At 48.1% G+C, this 18,146-nt stretch carries 12 protein-coding genes; all 12 read right to left on the bottom strand.

The genetic code is table 11. The annotated features are described in order from the left end of the window. Window positions 1-348 precede the first annotated feature (348 nt). The 12 genes from MTP42_RS08055 to MTP42_RS08000 all read right to left on the bottom strand — a co-directional run bounded on the left by MTP42_RS08055 (window position 349) and on the right by MTP42_RS08000 (window position 18,115). Window positions 349-3,321 (bottom strand): type I restriction endonuclease subunit R, encoded by a 2,973-nt coding sequence (locus tag MTP42_RS08055; RefSeq protein ID WP_249257090.1) that lies wholly within the window; start codon window positions 3,319-3,321, stop codon window positions 349-351. A gap of 12 nt (window positions 3,322-3,333) precedes the next feature. Then, entirely contained in the window at window positions 3,334-4,734 is a 1,401-nt protein-coding gene (locus tag MTP42_RS08050) for a hypothetical protein (protein WP_156068152.1), read from the bottom strand. Window positions 4,735-4,831: 97 nt separating this feature from the next. Next, on the bottom strand, window positions 4,832-6,097 hold the full coding sequence (locus tag MTP42_RS08045; RefSeq protein ID WP_249257089.1) for a restriction endonuclease subunit S: 1,266 nt from the start codon (window positions 6,095-6,097) through the stop codon (window positions 4,832-4,834). A 1-nt stretch (window position 6,098) separates the two neighbouring features. After that, entirely contained in the window at window positions 6,099-7,016 is a 918-nt protein-coding gene (locus MTP42_RS08040; protein ID WP_249257088.1) for an AbiJ-NTD4 domain-containing protein, read from the bottom strand. Between the two features lie 89 nt (window positions 7,017-7,105). Next, window positions 7,106-8,860, bottom strand: a complete 1,755-nt coding sequence (locus tag MTP42_RS08035) for a type I restriction-modification system subunit M (protein WP_249257087.1) — start codon at window positions 8,858-8,860, stop codon at window positions 7,106-7,108. A 189-nt stretch (window positions 8,861-9,049) separates the two neighbouring features. After that, complete coding sequence (locus MTP42_RS08030; RefSeq protein ID WP_442899433.1) at window positions 9,050-11,005, bottom strand: recombinase family protein; 1,956 nt, start codon at window positions 11,003-11,005, stop codon at window positions 9,050-9,052. 20 nt (window positions 11,006-11,025) lie between these two features. Further along, window positions 11,026-12,027: a virulence RhuM family protein gene (locus MTP42_RS08025; RefSeq protein WP_249257086.1), complete on the bottom strand. Its 1,002-nt coding sequence runs from the start codon at window positions 12,025-12,027 to the stop codon at window positions 11,026-11,028. A 357-nt stretch (window positions 12,028-12,384) separates the two neighbouring features. Then, entirely contained in the window at window positions 12,385-13,212 is an 828-nt protein-coding gene (locus MTP42_RS08020) for an ATP-binding protein (protein WP_249258310.1), read from the bottom strand. A 5-nt stretch (window positions 13,213-13,217) separates the two neighbouring features. Next, window positions 13,218-13,961 (bottom strand): replication initiator protein A, encoded by a 744-nt coding sequence (locus MTP42_RS08015; RefSeq protein WP_249257085.1) that lies wholly within the window; start codon window positions 13,959-13,961, stop codon window positions 13,218-13,220. A gap of 16 nt (window positions 13,962-13,977) precedes the next feature. Beyond that, the gene (locus tag MTP42_RS08010; RefSeq protein WP_249257084.1) at window positions 13,978-15,051 is read right to left on the bottom strand and encodes a hypothetical protein; all 1,074 of its coding nucleotides are present in this window, start codon (window positions 15,049-15,051) and stop codon (window positions 13,978-13,980) included. An 818-nt stretch (window positions 15,052-15,869) separates the two neighbouring features. Then, window positions 15,870-16,190 carry a hypothetical protein gene (locus tag MTP42_RS08005; protein ID WP_249257083.1) on the bottom strand — a complete coding sequence of 107 codons (321 nt, stop codon included), beginning with the start codon at window positions 16,188-16,190 and terminating at the stop codon, window positions 15,870-15,872. Window positions 16,191-16,432: 242 nt separating this feature from the next. Then, window positions 16,433-18,115, bottom strand: a complete 1,683-nt coding sequence (locus MTP42_RS08000) for a recombinase family protein (RefSeq protein ID WP_117465017.1) — start codon at window positions 18,113-18,115, stop codon at window positions 16,433-16,435. Between the last annotated feature and the right edge of the window lie 31 nt (window positions 18,116-18,146).

Below are 18,146 nucleotides of genomic sequence, written 5' to 3'. Positions count from 1 at the left end.
GTACGGCAACATCTACTCAACCTGCGTCGATCGAACGCTGCAATGGAGATGGCGGAGAACAGTTTGCGATTCCGAGCGTGGTAGCTCAAGCAGGGCAGCGTTCTCTCTACACATCTCAATTGTAGCTTAGGTTTGGGCGTCTGTATAGCTCACTGGCTGTGAACCTTTCAGAACCAACACAATTGTAGCAAGCAGGGCAGACGTATATACAATGTCTGCATTTGCAAGCAATGTGTCTGTCTATACAAACACCATTTGCGTTGCAAAATGCTTGTTGGGAGCACCCAAACCCTTGAACTGCATCCCGTGGATGCAGGCTGTTTTAAGCAAATAAAAAGAAAAACTGTTTTACTTCTTCCGGAATTCTCCATACAGCCACTCTGCCAATGCCGACATAATAGCCTTGTACTTGCTGGTGTCCTCAAACAGGGAAGAGAAGGTGTCCTGCGCTTCAAGATAGCTGTCCTGTGCGGCGGTGTCAAAGGCTTTGGGGAAGATGCTCTCGGTAAAGATCTGCGGATCGGAGCTGCGCGCCAGCTTTGCCAGTTTCGGGTCGGCCAGCAGACGGTCATGCAGGGCAGTAAGCAGCACCCGGTCGGCATTGGTGAACTCGCCCTTGAACTTCTCGTTGATCTTCAAAATGATCTCGTCCAGCGGCTCCTTGGGGTCGTGGCCGAGAGCACCCTTCTGGGTGACCGGCTCGTAGACGCCCTTGGCGCGTTCCAGCTCGATGGCACCGGCAAAGGTCTTTTGCAGCTTGTAATACTCCAGCTGTAATTTGCCCTCCAAGTCCAGCGGAGAGACCTCGTCCGGCGGCAGCAGTTTGAGCAGGTAAGCGCAGAATACGTTCTCCTTGTGCAGCTCTTCATCGAACATCCGTGCCACCTGCGAAACGTAGCCGTACCACTTGACAAGGCTGCGCAGCAGGCGGCGGAACTGGTACCGCTCGGCCTGCGTTTTCTGGTTGTAGCGGTCTGCCACCGGCTTCAAGACGCTGCTCATGCGGCCCACGGCGTTTTTATCCTGCTTGGTGCTGCGGAAATACTCCTTGGCAAAGGCTTCCACGTCTGCATCGGAATAGACGGCAAAGCTCCGCAGCTCCTTCTGGGTCTTGTAAATGAGGTCGGTGTTGACCTCCTGCTCCAGAAAAGTCTCCTGATAAAACGGCTGGAAGGCCTCCCGGATGTCCTCTGCCTTGTTCACAAAATCCAGCACAAAGGTGTCGATTTTACCGGGACAGGTACGGTTCAGACGGGAGAGGGTCTGCACCGCCTTGACGCCCTTCAGTTTTTTGTCCACGATCATGGTGTGGAGCAGCGGTTCGTCAAAACCGGTCTGATATTTTTCTGCCACGATGAGCACATTGAAGTTGTTGTGGAACTCCTTTTTGGTCTGGCTCTCTGCAATGTGACTGCCATCAGCGCGGACGTTCAGGGACTGCTCCGTGTACTCCACGCCGCCGTCCGGTACGGCACCGGAAAATGCCGCTAAGATCTGCACATCGTCATAACCCTGCTCCGTAATATAGCGCTTGACCTCGTGGAAGTACCGCACCGCTGCCAGCCGGGAGGAGGTGACCACCATCATCTTGCCCCGCCCGCCGATTTTGTGGCTGGTGGTCTCCCGGAAGGTCTCTACAATGATCTTTGCCTTCTGGCTGATGTTGTAGGGGTGCAGCTCTTCATACTTGCGGATGAGCTTTGCCGCTCGGCTGGCAGGCAGGTCGGGGTTGTCCGGGATGGTCTTGGCGATCTTGAAGCAGGTGGAATAGGTCATGTAGTTTTGCAGCACATCCAGAATGAACCCTTCCTCAATGGCCTGACGCATACTGTAAATGTGGAAGGGGTGGTGGCTGCCGTCCGGGTACTCGGTGCCGAACAGTTCCAGCGTGGCGGCTTTTGGGGTGGCGGTAAAGGCAAAGAAGGACAGATTCTTGTGCCGCCCATGGGAGGTCAACTCCTTCACCAGCGCATCCTCCGGGTCGATCTCGTCCTCCGCTTTGCCTTCCAACTCGGCATATTCCCGCAGCGCATCCTCGGTGTCGGCAAGGGCGGCTTTCAGCTTCAAAGCAGAGGTGCCGGTCTGGGAGGAGTGTGCTTCGTCGATGATAACGGCATAGTTCTTCCCGGCGGTTTTGTTCACCTCAGTGTAGATGACCGGGAACTTCTGCAGCGTGGTGATGATGATGCGTGCGCCGTTGTTGATGGCATCCCGCAGGTCGCCGGAGTTTTTGTCCTCGCCGATGGCCTCCACCGCACCCAGCGTATGGTCAAAGCCGGAGATGGTCTCCTGCAGCTGTGCGTCCAGCACGGTGCGGTCAGTCACCACGATGACGCTGGCAAACACCGGCTTGTTCTCGGTGTTGAACAGGGAAGCCAGCCGGTACGCCGTCCAAGCAATGGAGTTGGACTTGCCCGACCCGGCGCTGTGCTGGATGAGATAGTGCTGCCCGGCACCCTTCTGCCGCACATCTGCCACCAGCTTGCGCACCACGTCCAGCTGGTGATACCGGGGAAAAATCAGGGCCTTGCCGTCCTGCAGGCTCATAAACTTTTGCAGGATGTCCATCATGCTGTCCTTCTGGAACACTTCTTCCCAGAGGTAGGCGGTAAGATAGCCGTTAGGGTTGGGAGGGTTTCCTGCGCCGCCGTCCCGCCCGGCACCGTTGGAGCCCTGATTGAAGGGCAGAAAGCGGGTGTCCTTGCCCGCCAGCCGGGTGGCCATCCACACCTCGGTCAGGTCTACGCAAAAGTAGCCCAGAATGCGCTTGTTGAACTGGAAACACACCTCCCGGGGGTCCCGGTCGTGCATCCACTGCTGCTTGGCGTTCTCCACGGTCTGCCCGGTGAACTGGTTCTTTAGCTCAAAGGCAAACACCGGGATGCCGTTTACCGCCAGCACCATGTCCACCGAGTTGTGGGTGGTGTCGGAGTAGAACCACTGCCGGTTGCAGGTGATCTCGTTTTGGGCGTAGCGCTGGGCATCCTTCTGGTTCAGCGCGGACTCCGGCTGAAAATAGCACACCCGGAACCGCCGTCCCCGGTGCTTGAACCCATACCGCAACACCGAAAGCAGCCCGTCCGCATCGCAGGCATTGTTAAAGGCCGTGCAGAACTTCCGCACCGGGTTTACCGGGTTCTGCTTTTCAAAAAATGTCCACTCGTTGGGCTGGGTCTTTTGCACAAAGCGGATCAGGGTGTCCACAAACAGCCCCAGCTTGGGGTCGTAGCAATCCCCGTTGCGGGTGTAGCCCCCGGCAGGGGAGAGCAACGACGCCGCAATGTCCGATTCAAACTGCTTTTCGGTGGTGTTGAGGGGCATGGTTAGACCTCCTTATTCTGATAAGAAATGTTTTTGACAGAGTTTTTTTAATTGTGTGTCATCGACACCAAGACTGTGGAGAATCATGCAATAGATCAAACCAATTAAATAAAATGCTGTCTCGCAAAGCCGCTTGTCAAGAATTTGTTGTGTTCCATGTGTTGTACGGTTGCGATGAATCACTAAATTTTCAATATCTTCCCGATTCGGAATGGAAGACGTGTCAAAAAATAAAAGACGTAAAATATCGATATACTTTTCATAGGTCAAGTAAAATTTATCAGCATCTGCAAGTGTAAGATGCTTAAAAACACCCATAAGTGTATCATGTGTCTTTCTTGGAAATGGTCCGTTTTCTTCTTCGAAGGAACAAATTGTTTTTTTTAGCTCTTTTATAAGAGAGGAAAGTTTATCAGATTCTGCTAGGTAGGTTGCACTTTTGTTGTCAGGAGTGGAGTTGCTCATTTTAACTCGGGCAAGCTCACATTCTAAACAGGTAACAATGCTGTGAATTATATCAGTTGACATCCTGCCAACATCTTGAGGAGAGGAAGGCAGAAAATCCATGAAGCAAAAGGGATTGTTAGGAATATTGCTATATATGAGTTGTAGTAAGGAAAAAACGACATCGTTGAGTTCATCAAAACAGAGGTTATGCCAAGGCGTCTTTTGAACAGGAGTGACAGATGGTTCTTGAAATATTTGTGCATCATCAAAAACTTGACAGCATTCATCATGCCATTTTAACAAATACATCTCATCGAAAATGATGTTTTTATGGCTGGTCAAGAAGAAAATAAGCTTGTTCACATTTTCTATATGATGAAAAATTTCATTAAGCTTAATGGACTTGGAAAACAACAGTTGCAAATAGACTGTTCGATTTGAGAAGCTGTACTCATCAGGCCCATGATGCTCATGGGGGATTTTTCCTATGGTGACTTTAATGTTTCCGTAAGGCGTCGAAATTGTACCAGAAAGACAACGAAAATCTGTATTGGATTCAATGCTTTTTGGACAGTTGGCTAATGTGGAAGCAGAAAATGTGAAGAGGTCATTCAATGTGCCTCCACGAAATTCAATGGCCTCGAAGTGAGACCAGTCACAGGAAGCCTGATTCCCGCACTGAACTATGTATGTGCTAGTTCGAATCTTATAATAGGAAGGAATTTCTAGTGTTCCAAATTTCTCTGGAGAACCACAATAAATAGCAATATCATGTCCGTCATGTGTGACCCCTTTTAGAAAACCATCGTCGGGGAGAGAAAGAGTAAAAGCTTTCTCTCGGTCATATACATTTGGCTTCTTTGAAAGAGCATTCAAAAAGCTAAATGTATAATTGTCGTTAGAAAAAACAGCAGTTCCTCGTTTACATTCGATAGTACCAGTGCTGAAGAAATCGGATTCTTTCATACATTATACCTCATTAAAACTGCATTAGAGACGGATTTTTTAGCGCCATATAAGCAAAACTTTCACAAGCTTTTTAATGCCAATGCTTCCGCACATTTTACACCTCCCGTTTCCCCGTTACAACCTCATAAATCAAACTTTTCTTATAGCTTTCCAGTTCTTTTGCCAGCTGCTCCTTCTTCGCAATTAGCCCGTCAATTTCGGCGCATTTGGCGTCAAGATAGGCGGTAATCTCCCTCTGCTCAGAAATACTTGGGACAATACAAGAAATATTTCCCTGAGTTGTGGAATTTATAATCTGAATAACGTTTCCGTTTGCAAGAAGCGTATATTGCTCTTCTTGAAAAATGGTTAAATACCAGCCGTATTTCCAATACATTCGTTCATTAAATATTAAAGCGTTGATTTGTTGATTGCAAGCACATGGAATGAGCGAGTAACCGCAATTTCCAATGCGGCTTCCAATACAACCGACATAAACAGTATTTGAAGGGAAAGTTCGAGCAACGGAACAACCTTCTTCGGTTAAAAATTCAGCTGTTGTCTCAATAGAAGAAGAGAAACCAAGATTATCTGGTTTTATCCAAGGCGTACCAGTAATTGAAGAATAAAAACTTTCGGAAGATGTTTTTGAAGGGGTGCTTCCAGTTTGAATTGCGGCAAGACGCTTGAGCGGACAAATAGACCATTCTGCTGGAATCTCTCCAATCCACTCAACTCCGCTATCCTTCATCTCCCGCTCACCACGCACACCTTTGGTCACAGCCTGCGTAATAACTGCTTGCTTGAGTTTTTTGTATTCCTCAATGCTGGAGCGGGTTTTGGAAAGCATTGCATCAATGTGGGAACATTCAGCGTTAAGATAATCTGCAATTTTTTCCTGCTCGGCAAGTGGTGGCTCAAAAAGTGGAACTTGAATGAAATTAGAATACCGCAGATCCTGCCCATCGCGAATAAAGCTGCAAGTGCGCTGTAAGGCATGAATGTAAGAATCAGATTTGAAAAGCCACTTATAGTAATAACTGCATATTTTATGACAAGATTTCAAAACGATATAATGCCATGTGATGCAGCCGGTTATTTCGCTCATTTCCAAGCCGCCTTGAAAGCTTCTGAGGCTGATAATAAAATCAAACGGTTTAACATGCTTCCAATCTTCCAAGCCCTTGTTTGCCAGAACAACTTTTGAACCAGTTAATTCTGTATAATCTTTTTGGGAAATGATGCCGAATTGTTGGCTGGCAGTTAGCTGCTCGTCATTAGCAATTCGCCGCATATCAGAGTTTTTAAACAGAAACTTTGCCGGAATTACTTCCCACCCCTCTGGAATCTCTCCAATCCATTCAATACCGCTGTCTTTCATTTTACGCATTTCCAGCACCATGCTTTCCGTATTCTGCAACTAGATAGTTGACGATTGCACTACAAGTAACCATCATGAATTTAGCTTCTTCAAATGTAACAGTACTTTCAGTTTCACGCTCGGCATGGCGAATGCCGCCTTCATCGGAAGCGTAGCCGTATAAGGCTAAAATAGCAGATTTTAAGCTGCCGTGGATGTTCATACCGTTGGCAATTAAACCATTGAGTGCATCTTTTAATGCAGCCTTTTCGTTGCCAGAAATAACCTTGCAGACAGATTCGACAGCACTGATACTCTCTTTAACGCAGTTTTTGTAATCGGGATGTTCTCTATCGGACAAGAAACCAAGGGCTTTTTGAAGCTGAGTGCGGGCACCTTCAAAGGGAGTATGACAAGCCTGCTCGATTTCTTTTACTTCGGAGTTATCCGTAATAGGGACAATTCGTTTAGAGATAAAGCGGTAGCCAATACATTCTTGCTCGAATAAATCATTAAACTTTTGATAAATAGTTCCTGCTCCTGAGCGTGGCTCAAGATAGTTGCAGATATACTCAATAATATCGAGGACTTCATTATAAGGAGCGTCAGTAATTACATCTCTGACGCTGGTGTAAATGCTATTCCAACTATAACTATCGGGATGACTGCATTCGTCATGCTCGTGGAAAACATTTCGTATCATATCCTTACAAAATGCCGCTTCAAACGAAGAAGAATACTCAGGACAAAGAGAGTAAGAGGGGTTATATACGACTTCAAATATATTGGACATGAAGTCATATATACAATTGCATAATGCAACCCGAGAAAAGTACTCAAATTCAGTTGTTTGTATGACGTCACCAAAGTGGATGATTCTATTCCGTTCACTGAATCCACCGCGAACCTTAATCATGCTTTTCCGTTCGGTTTCACTCATTTGAGAATCCTTTCCATAAATTTGTACAAATTTTGCACAAACTGAGTAAAGTAAAAGTGAAGCAGTTTCCAAAATGGAAACAACTCAGATCAGGATTTATGGAACAGCTCTGCCAGCCCGGCGGAGATGTCCTGTTCCAGTGCGGTGATGCGCGCCACGATATCCTCCACGGCTTCCGGTGCCTGATACTCGTAGAAATAGCGGGTCATGGGGATCTCGTAGCCCACCTTGGTCTTGCTGTGGTCGATCCATGCGTCGGGGGCGTAGGGCAGAACTTCCCGGGCAAAGTAGGCGTCAATATCCTGCACCAGCGGCACATTTTCAGTGTCACGCAGGCTGGTGTCCGGCACAGGCTTGCCACGCTTCAGGATAACGTTGCCTGCCTCGTCCCGCTGGGGGCGCTCCACTACGATCTTGTTGTAGCCGAACTCCACGCTCTCGAACACCTTGCTCTCGCAGTAGATGCCGTTTTTGTCGCCGTATACCTTGCCGTTGGCAAACTCGCCGTAGGCGGTGACGATCAGCTCCCGGCAGGCATCGGTGATGTCGTTGCGCTTGGTGCCGATGCTCTTGCGGCGTGGCTCAAAGCAGTGGCTGGCGTCAATAAGCTGCACCTTGCCCGCACGGTGGGCGGGCTTATCCTTGCTGAGCACCCAGATGTAGGTGGAGATGCCGGTGTTCATGAACATATCGGTGGAAAGCTGGATGATGCAGTCCAGCCAGTCGTTTTCCAGAATATACTGCCGGATGTTGCTGGGCCCGCTGCCGGCATCGCCGCTGAACAGGGGAGAGCCGTTCTGGATAATGGCCATCTTGCCCTTGTTTGCCAGCTTGGCAAGGCCGTTCAGCACAAAAAGCTGCTGACCATCGCTGATCTTGGGCAGACCGGGGGCAAAACGTCCCATCTCGCCCCGGGCGGCTTCGGCTTCCACCGCCTTCTGCTCCCGCTTCCAGTCAATGCCGAAGGGAGGGTTGGAGATGATGTACTGGAAGGTGAATCCGGGGAACTGATCTTCCGACAAAGTATCACCGAACCGCATATTATTGGGGTCGCCGCCGCGGATCATCATGTCCGCCTTGGCGATGGCAAAGGTGGAGGGATTGAACTCCTGCCCGAAGCAGGTCACCTCAATGTCGCTGTTCAGCTCGTGGATGCGCTCCTCCATGCAGCTCAGCATCTGGCTGGTTCCCATCGCCATATCGTAAACGGTCATGCTGCTGGTATCAAGGTCGGGTTCGGACAGCAGCAGGTCGGTCATCAGATAGATGATATCCCGGCTGGTGAAGTGGGCTCCGGCTTCCTCGCCAAAGCTTTCGGAGAATCGCCGCACCAGGTCCTCAAAGATGTAGCCGCAGTCCACGGCGCTGATCTTGTCCGGGCCAAGATAGCCCTTCTCGGAGCCAAACTCCTTGATAACGAGGTAGAGGGTGTTGCTCTCCACCATCCGCTTGATGATGTTGTCAAAGTCGAACTTTGCCAGCACATCCTGTGCGTTGGCAGAAAAGCCGGACAGGTAATCCCGGAAGTTGGACTCAATGTTGTCCGGGTCTGCCAGCAGGGTCTCGAAGGTGAAGCGGCTGGTGTTATAGAACTGGTAGCCGGAGGCCTTCTGCAAAAAGCCGTCGATGACCTGCAGCTTTTTCACCTTCTCGTAGGTGTCCAGCACCGCCTGATGGGTGGGCAGCAGGCAGTCGTGGAACCGCTTCACCACGGTCATGGGCAGAATAACCAGACCGTACTCGTGGGGCTTGAACGGCCCACGCAGCATATCGGCCACGTTCCAGATCATGGCGGCTTTTTCGGCAATGTTGGCACCTACGGCGGTGATCTTATCGTTTGGCATACGTTGCTCCTTGTTTTTTGTGATAGGTGGACATCCTGATTCTACAACAATGGGTGTCCTATAAATCGGATAGCAGAATGCTTTTCCTGAAAAATGATTCTTGCGTCTATTGTACCACGATAAAAGTGGAAACACCATATTCCGGCAAAAGAAAATGCCCGCCTGAAAATCAGACGGACATACTGTAAATCATATCATCTGAAAATGCTTCAAAGCCTCCACAATCGCATCCTCTTTCTCCTTCGGACACTGAGGCTGCTTTGTATTTTCGGACTTCGCCTTGTGGTGGTTCTCTCGTACCTCCAGACCGCATTTCTGCTTGACCTGCGAGATATACAGGGAAGAAACCTTCAGCCCAGTCTGTTCCAACACACGGGCCTTGATTTCAGGATAGGTCGCACCCTTTTGCAATCCTGAAGTGTCCATGCCCTCCAAAGAGAACTCTACACGGACTTTTTTGGAGTCGATCTCACCCTTGGAAAGTGCAATGACACATTCGGTATGACTTTCATTGTCCAAACACAGGTTAATATCGCTTTCAACGATAGGCAGTCGGAATTTGATGGATTTGAGCCATTGACCGTTGGACTGACGCTCCGGGTAGATCTGAATTTCAGAAATCAGATGTTCCATCAGTTTTTTGCGTTCAAGGGGATTCATCATATTGTAGAGCTTTTCAAAGCAGATGAGAACTTTGTAAATGTTATCGCCTGTGATTTTATCCGCTTCGATCGCCTGCTTCTTTGCCCGGGCATCCATCAGGTTATTTTCTGCTTCTTCGATTTTATCGTACATCTTGTAAAGCCGCTCGTCAAGGTCAGATTTGCGGATGATGTAATGGCGGTCATCCGGGTCGAGAGTGTCGATCTCCTCCATGATTTTGGACTTGACGGAATAATACTGCCGCAACTGCTTTTCAGCGGCAGCAATTTCCTGTTCAATGCCAGTGGTGTCCACTTTGCTATTGATCTTCTCCTGCATCATGGCGGCAAACTTTGGATTGCTGACTAGTTTGATGATAACCTCCACCACAGCATTGTCCAGAACTTCCTCTTGAATCTGCTTGTTGAAATCGCACTTCTGCCCACGTTGCATCTTGCGGTGCTTGCAACTGTAATAAGAGAAAGATTTATAGGGTGTGCCATCTTTCTTTCGTTTGGTGCATTTGTTGCTGTACATTCCAGCACCGCAAATGGGGCACTTGACAAGGGCGGATAATAAATGCGCCTGTTCCGCCTTGCTGCGGTTGACTGGTTCGTATCGTTTGGACTGCGCCAACAGCTTGACCTGTGCGGCGTTCCACAATTCTTCCGATACGATGCCCTCGTGCAGGCCGTCCACCAGCAAATAATTCTCCTGTGGAACCTGATGATATTCGTTCCGGGTGCCGTGAATCTTTTCGAGTTTGCGGCGGCCAAAGGCGATTTTTCCGCAGTAGACGGGGTTCTTCAGGATGGCACGAATCAATGTTGCGCTGAAAAGGGGAGAGGTGCCATTTTGACGAGCAAGTTTCTGAAAGCCGTGGGTCTCCAGATATTTGGAAAGACCATTTGCACCTGTGTCCGTGTTTACATATTGCTTAAAAATCGTGCGAATGGCAGGCGCTTCATCCTCATTGATTTGCAGCACACCGTCAACCAAACGATAGCCATAAGGCGCAAAACCGCCGTTCCAGCGACCTTCCCGTGCCTTCTGAATGCGGCCTTCCATGGTTTGGACACGGATATTCTCACGCTCGATTTCAGCGACAGCGGATAGAACGGAAATCATCAGCTTGCCAGCGTCTTTAGAAGAATCAATGCCGTCCTCCACGCAAATCAGGTTCACACCAAAATCCTGCATCACCTGCAAGGTAGACAGTACATCGGCAGCATTGCGGCCAAAACGGGAGAGCTTGAACACCAGCACATAGGCAACACCATCCTTGCCGGATTTGATGTCCTCCATCATCCGGCAGAAAGAAGCACGGCCCTCGATGGATTTGCCGGATTTTCCAGCATCCTCATATTCGCCGACGATCTGATAGTCGTTGAAGTCTGCATAGGCTTTCATGCGAGCTTTCTGCGCATCCAGTGAATAGCCATCGATCTGCATCGCAGTTGAAACACGGGTGTAAATGTAAACCTTTGTCTTTTCCTGTAACATAAGAAAACCTCATAAAGCGGTTATTTCTTGCCTGTTTTCTGCTCCAAAAACTTAATGGAATTCAGATAATCCTGCTCCACATCGCTGAGGGTTTTAACCTTGTATTTCCGATATTCGGTAGTAGCCTTGTCCACTGCCTGCTTGTGGGTCACACTGCCATTGCCAACAAGCAGCTGCTCGCCGCTCATAGTCAGAATACGGTCAAGGTGGTTTGCCCAATCCTGCATTGTCATGGGCTGTTCACGTTCTGCCTGACGCTCAGCAAAATCCAGATAACCGGAAACCAACTGCCCCATAGCACGAAGCTCTTTCTCGTTCAGATAGTTTTTGGCAATAGTAGCTTCTCGTAAAGTGGGCTGGTTTCCTGCAAAAGTGGTCAGACCCATAAATTCCTTTTCGGCATCTGCACGGTTGTAAATGACCTCAGCGGCAGTTTGACCGTGGATGGCATAATGAATTTTATTCTGGACTTTTTTGAAGAACTGGACGGAGATTTCTGCTTTTGGGTCGTAGTCAATGCTGGTTGCATAGATTTCCAGAACCTGACGATAAAACACTTTTTCGGAAGCACGGATGTCACGGATGCGTTCTAACAGCTCTTTGAAATATCCACCGCCGCCCAGATTTTTCAGGCGTTCGTCATCCAGTGCAAATCCCTTGCGCATATATTCTTTCAAAATGCCAGTTGCCCAGATACGGAACTGTGTGCCTCGTTTGGATTTGACACGATAACCAACAGAAATAATGATGTCAAGATTGTAGAATTCGACCTGATAGGTCTTTCCGTCTGCGGCAGTTGTTGCAAATTTTGCAACAACTGAATCTCGTTCAAGCTCACCCTCTGCAAAAATGTTTTTGATGTGACGGGAAATTGTGGATTTGTCACGTTGGAACAACTCAGCCATCTGGTCAATGGAAAGCCAGACGGTGTCACCGTCAAAGGTAGTATCAATTTTGGTCAGGCCATCTTCTGTGGTGTAAATGAGGATGGAATTTTTAGGAGAGTCATCTGGACGATTCATTTTAAGTACCTCGTTCCGTGTATGTAGTACAGTGGAGAGGAAGACCCTACCACTGTGTTGGGACAAGTATTACAAGAATATTATATCATGCTGCAATGGTGGTATCAACAGCATCTTGTTGATTTTCGTTGTTTGATAAGGACTCTGCTTTGTCTATCTCCAAGACAGATGCGTACTTCTCAATCACATCAGCTAGAAAGGTTGCGAATGCGCTCCATTCATCGAGTGTGGGCGTAGAGCAGTCCGAAGAGGAAGGGCCGGTTTCTGTACGGTGGCAATTATTCAATAGGCAGCTCCATTTCCTTGTAGCTGGATGACTTTTGCACCCGGCAATTTTTGTTTTCCGACATTTTCGTTTTATCCGATCAAAAGTTTCAGTCGTTCCAGCTTTTCCTGTGCGTTCTCCTTCCGTAAGCTGACCCCAATGCAGGAGATCGGAACGCACATTTCCAGCAGGCGGTCATAGATGCGGGCATGAGCGGTATCCTGTGGGTGTCGTATCTCATCCAGCGTCAGGTTGGTGGTGACGATCAGCGGCTTTCGGCTGCGGTATCGGCTGTCCACGATGTTGTAGATTTGTTCCAGTGCGTACTCGGTGCCACGCTCCATGCCGAAGTCGTCAATGATGAGCAGGGGATAGCGGCAGAGCCTGTCCACAATATCATTGCGCCCGGAAAAGCTGCTGTTCAACTCGTTCAGGATTCGGGCAAAGTTTGTCATACGCACAGGCACTTCCTGCTCCATCAGAGCGTTTGCAATGCACCCGGCAAGGAAACTCTTGCCGGTGCCTACACCACCCCAGAGAAGAAGCCCAAGGTTCTCTGCGCGCATGGTCTGCCATTGCTCTACATAGCGGTGTGCGTGGTGCATCTGTGGGCTGCGGCCATTGTCGTTTTCAAAGGCCCAGTCCAGCATTGACGGGTCAGAAAATCCCTCTGCTTTCAGCCGCCGCACAAGATGGTTGTGCTTTTGTTGGTTGATAAGGGCTTCCTGCTTTGTCCTCTCGATGCACTGGCAGCTGCATTCGATTGGATGCTTTTTCTTGCCCATCAGGGCAATGCCTTTTGCAAAGAACGCTTCCCTTGGCGTATGACATTTTCCGCAATAAAGCAGGCTGTCCTCGTCATAATAATCCTCGGTGCTTTCGGAAATACTGGAAACGGACTGTTCAAAAATTTTTTCAATCGTCTTTATAGGCTCTCTCCTTCCGTGAATGTGTAGTCCGGGATGCCCGGCGTCGATTTTCGTTCTGTTTTCTGCCGTTTCGCCCAGATGCGCAGGGTGGCAGCATGGTCGGCGTACTTCTTACCTGTAGGCTGGATATAAGCCGAAAGTTGCTCGATCAGGCTGTCCAGCCCGAAGAAATCGGCTTTGAGTCGCCTGTACTCCTTTGCTGTTAAAAAGACATTCTGATATTCGCCAAAGGTCAAATAAGCATCTGTTGTTTTTATCAGGTGGTTATTTTTCAGGTCGTTCTTATTACGTTGGTTAGTGGAACACTTTTGTTCCATGGAAGATATCATTTCTGTTCCATCACATGGAGCAGAATCGTTCCATGCAGAGGAACATTTTTGTTCTGTCGGGACTTTTACAAAGATATTGTTGGGAACAGCAATGTGACCTCTCCTGCGCTCGATCAAATCGGAATCTTCCAGCGAGCGCAACGCACGTTTAATGCTCATGGTGCTGCATCGTAGAGCATCGCTCAATGATGAAAGCGGGAAAATCACATAGACGAAGCCGCACTCATCCATCCAGTTGTTCTTTTGGGAAAGTGTTGCACGATCCAGCAACAGGGTGTAGAGCAGCTTTGCTGTGTGGCTCAGGTCTGTATCCAGCAGAAAGCGAGCATACGGCAGATATTGCGGCAGTGGAGTATCAGCGGTCAAATAATTTGAAATGGCATTCACCTCCAGTGCTTTTTCATCAAACAAATTTTTTGAGAGCATTTTACTGGCGGTTGGTAGCCTCCAGAAGATGCTGATGATGCTGTTCTTTCAGGTGCAAAATATAGTCTTCTGCTTTTTGCAAAGTAGCGATGACTTTTGCTTCAAGCTCTACATTTGCCAGAAAGTCAGGATAACGAGCAAAACATTGATCGATGCGAAACATAAAACTCTCTGATGCACCGTTGATTTCAGTGAACATTCCTTCGGCATCGGCGACATGATCAACCGTTGCCATCTTTTCTCCTAGCTGACGAATGGTCTGGAGTTCGGTGCTGCGCTTTCCCGATGAAATAAAAGGTCGATTCTCCGAGAGTGGATCAGCCGTTTGGATCTTCGATGTGGCAGCAGTAGAAAAATTGTTTTCGGCGACCTTGGAAAGCAATTCTGAATTTTCATAGATGTCTGCACTATCGTCTGGTTTACCGTTCAGCTTTTCCTCTCGCCACGTTGATACCACGGTGGGCAATGCTTCCGTGGGAGTTCCACGGATAATGGTAGCCTCTCGCTGGGATTGCTTAAGTTTGCCGGATAAGATTTCTTCCTGAATGCCGGGGCAGTATTTTTCCATCAGCTCAACGGTTTTCATGAACTGCTCGGCACGAATTACAAAAGAGGGACTTACATTATTTTCTTTGGCGATTCGTTCGGTCGTGTTTTCTACCGATGGCAAATTGTCAATTTGATAGTTTGCCACCTGTGTGTACTGATTGCCATGATTTCCCCCACGAGTGGATTTTTCAGAATGATACTGCTTTCCAATCAGAAACTTTTTCTGTTCAGGTGTCAGATTCCGACGACCCAGCTGATGTTTGCAGATCCATGCAAGAACATCTTCACGGGTTTCGCAGGTGCAGGAGATCGAGCGGGTGGTATAAGGGATTTCTGGGTGCTGCTGGAGAATTTTATAGCGATTGTGGCCATCAACAAGAATGTTGCCCCAGACAATCAGGGGAGACAGGACTTCACCCTCTGAAAGGATGTTTTCTTCCAGTTGCTGAAATTCTTCATCGGTCAATGCAGGAATCTGAGATTGAAATTCGGAATCAATGATAAATTCAAACTTGTTTTTCTTCATAGGCAAAATCTCCTTTCAAAAATTTATTGGTAGTTCAGCCGTTATCCCCGCATGGATTTCCTGCCCCCTTCCGGCGGCGTCTTCCGGCTCGCTCTTGTGAGATCACCGCCGGGTATTCCATGCGGACGGTCATTTGGTTCTCAAGGTTCAATGATAGATTTGAAACTAGGCTAACACATTCATGGGAGATTTTTTAGGACACATTATGTCTGGTTTTTACGAAAGTTGATTTGAATTTCTGCTAAAAATCGGACATTCAATGCCTGAACTGGTGTGAAAGCAATGAAGAATGTGCTTCTGTGGGCTTAGTGTATCACATCGTAAATTTTGTTTTTAGGAACTGGTAGTTCCGGTTTTTAAGGGATATGAAATGAATTTCAAGGCAAAATCGGAACTACTGGTTCTGGTTTTTCGTATCAACGTGATTTCAAATTTTGGGTGCCGTTCTCTCTGCACGGACTTCCTACCCCCTTCCAGCGGCGTTTTCCGGCTCTCCCTTGCAGGGTCATGGCCGGGTATCCCATGCAGACGGTCATTCGGTTCTCAAGGTTCGATGAAGGCTTGTAGAAAGCCTATCACAATCAAATAAGTATTTTTAGGACGTATCAGGTCCGGTTTTGAGGGAGAAAACCGGACTTGGGAGGTCCGGTTCTTGTGAACGGCTCTGGATAGAGCATACCATAAAATTGCTCGATTTTTTAGGAAGTAATACTTCCGCTTTTTGCCTTCAAAACCGGAAGTAATAGTTCTGGTTTTGCGCAATATTGAATGAATCAACGACGATTTTTCGGAAACGATTTTTTCTACAAGAAATTTGCTTATTCAGCGTCTGTTAAGATACGCAGTCGGCACAGTTTATGTGCTGAATATCGGGTTTTGGCGAAGTCCAACAATCGTTTTTGAAGTCGGATTTGTAAAATCAGATTTAAAAATCGTGAGTTGGTACCAACTCGCCCTGCTTGCTGCGGTTGCAAACTCGAAAATTTTTGTGCAGAAAAATAACCGTCCGCTTCAAGTTGAACTTGAAAACGGACGGTCCTGATTGCAAAATGATTTTCAAATTTGGGAAGCACGTTGAGAGGTTTCATAGCATCCGCAAGCAGGGCAGACGTATATACAACGTCTGCATCTGCAAGCAATGTGTCTGTCTATACAAACACCATTTGCGTTGCAAAACGCTTGTTAGGGAGCACCCAAACCCTTGAACTGCATCGTGCCGATGCAGGCTGATAAAGGGGCAAAACAGACAAATATACAGCGGATGCTTTGGTGAAACTGCGATGGTTTTGAATTTCTATTTCATTGATTAGCGATTAGTGGTAGAATCATATGATTAGCGCCTATTAGGAAAACACACTGTCAAAGGGGTTCGTAGCGGGGGTTAGCCCGCTACTGTGGTATCTTCCGTAGTGTTGATTTCAATGTACTCGGCAATCTTGCGGAGCTCGTCAGCAAATTTGAATTTCACGCTGATATTGCCGTTTTCATAGACCTTGATATAGTCCACAAGTTCAACCAAGATTTCACGGTTGAGGGCTTCAATGTTCTGATACTTCATAAAGGCTACCAGTGCAGGATGCTCGTTGTCCACACCGTTTGCCAGTTCTGCGCGTTCAGCGTTCAGCCGGGTAAGCACCGCGGAAATATCAGAAGTCTGCCGTTCGTAGTCAGCCTTCATATCCCGGTATTCCTGCTGGGTGATTTCACCGTCTTTCCAGTCCTGATAAAGAGATTGCTTGTAGCGTGTTATCTTTGTCAGTTCCCGCTCTTTTGCAGCTATCAGATCGTCCAGTCTGTAAGACTGGCTTTTTTTGATTGGAGCGGAATTGATTTGCGTGACGATTTCCGAGTAGGAAACAGCCAAATGTACCTGATGCTGTACAGCGAACAAAACAGCAGCCTCCAGCCGTTCATGCTTGATTGAGTGCATGGTGCAGGCTGTCCGGGAACGGTTCTTGTAGGTTGAGCAAGAATAATATACATTGTTGTTCTTGCCAACGCATCGGGTAATGGCCCGCCCGCAATCGGCACATTTCAGAAAGCCGCTGAATAAATGTACCTCACGGCCTTTCGGGGAAGTACGGGTATCACGCTGTAAGAGAGCCTGTACCTTGTCGAAAGTTTCATAGTCGATAATGGCCTCATGCGTTCCAGCCACTTCCACCCATTCCTCGCGTGGAACAGCTTCAATCTGGTGTACCTTGTAGCTTTTCACCCGGCTTCGGCCTTGGGCTAAATCCCCGGTGTAGGTCGGATTGGTAAGAATGGAGTGGATCATGCGGACTCCCCACATAGGATCGTCATACCCTCTTGTCGAAACAGGCAAGCCCTTTTGTACCTTGTAAGCCGAGGGGCTCGGTACGCCGTGTTCGTTCAGGTACAGCGCGATAGCACGTTTTGATGACCCTTGAATAAGCATTGTGAAAATGAGTTTGACATTTTCAGCAGCATCGGGATCAACAATCAGCCTGTGCTTGTCCTTTGGGTGCTTTACATAGCCGTAAGGAGCAAATGCTCCGATATACTGGCCGTTGCGCCGTTTGTAATCAAATACCTGCCGGATCTTTTTGGAAGTCTGATAGCAGTAATTATCGTTCATCACGTTTGTAATGGGAACGATGATATTTGAAACGCTGTCGGGGTTCTTGTAGCTGTCCACATTCTCAGCAAGGCTGATAAAGCGAACACCCATTTGAACAAACAGGTTATCGATCAAACTTCCGGCATCGCTATAATTTCGTGCGAAGCGGGACAGGTCTTTTACTACCACGCAGTTAATTTTTCCGCTCATTACATCGGAAAGGAGCCGCTGGAAGTTCTCCCGGTTGGCGTCCGTTCCTGTGTGTCCATCGTCTACATATTCGGAAACACTTTCAAATTCTCCGATATGCTTCTGGTAAAAGTCATTGAGCAGATCACGCTGGTTGATGACGCTGTTGCTGTCGTCCTTTCCCTTTTTCAAGTCCTCCTTGGAGAGCCGGATGTATGCGCCCAGCCGCCAGCGGCGGACGGTATAAGAGGGAGAGAAACTCTGTTGCAATCCTCTGTTTTTTGTTCGTGCCATTGTTCCTCCTTCCCTATCACATTACATCTAT

It is taken from the genome of Faecalibacterium sp. I2-3-92 (genome assembly GCF_023347315.1).
GTDB classification, from domain to species: Bacteria; Bacillota; Clostridia; order Oscillospirales; family Ruminococcaceae; genus Faecalibacterium; species Faecalibacterium duncaniae.
This window is presented reverse-complemented; position numbering and strand designations above follow the sequence as displayed.

Excerpts from the sequence above, each read along its gene's own strand:
- MTP42_RS08010 (WP_249257084.1), bottom strand. The coding sequence starts at position 15,051 with ATGAAGAAAAACAAGTTTGAATTTATCATTGATTCCGAATTTCAATCT.
- MTP42_RS08050 (WP_156068152.1), bottom strand. The coding sequence starts at position 4,734 with ATGAAAGAATCCGATTTCTTCAGCACTGGTACTATCGAATGTAAACGA.
- MTP42_RS08035 (WP_249257087.1), bottom strand. The coding sequence starts at position 8,860 with ATGCCAAACGATAAGATCACCGCCGTAGGTGCCAACATTGCCGAAAAA.
- MTP42_RS08000 (WP_117465017.1), bottom strand. The coding sequence starts at position 18,115 with ATGGCACGAACAAAAAACAGAGGATTGCAACAGAGTTTCTCTCCCTCT.
- MTP42_RS08055 (WP_249257090.1), bottom strand. The coding sequence starts at position 3,321 with ATGCCCCTCAACACCACCGAAAAGCAGTTTGAATCGGACATTGCGGCG.
- MTP42_RS08045 (WP_249257089.1), bottom strand. The coding sequence starts at position 6,097 with ATGAAAGACAGCGGTATTGAATGGATTGGAGAGATTCCAGAGGGGTGG.
- MTP42_RS08040 (WP_249257088.1), bottom strand. The coding sequence starts at position 7,016 with ATGAGTGAAACCGAACGGAAAAGCATGATTAAGGTTCGCGGTGGATTC.
- MTP42_RS08025 (WP_249257086.1), bottom strand. The coding sequence starts at position 12,027 with ATGAATCGTCCAGATGACTCTCCTAAAAATTCCATCCTCATTTACACC.
- MTP42_RS08030 (WP_442899433.1), bottom strand. The coding sequence starts at position 11,005 with ATGTTACAGGAAAAGACAAAGGTTTACATTTACACCCGTGTTTCAACT.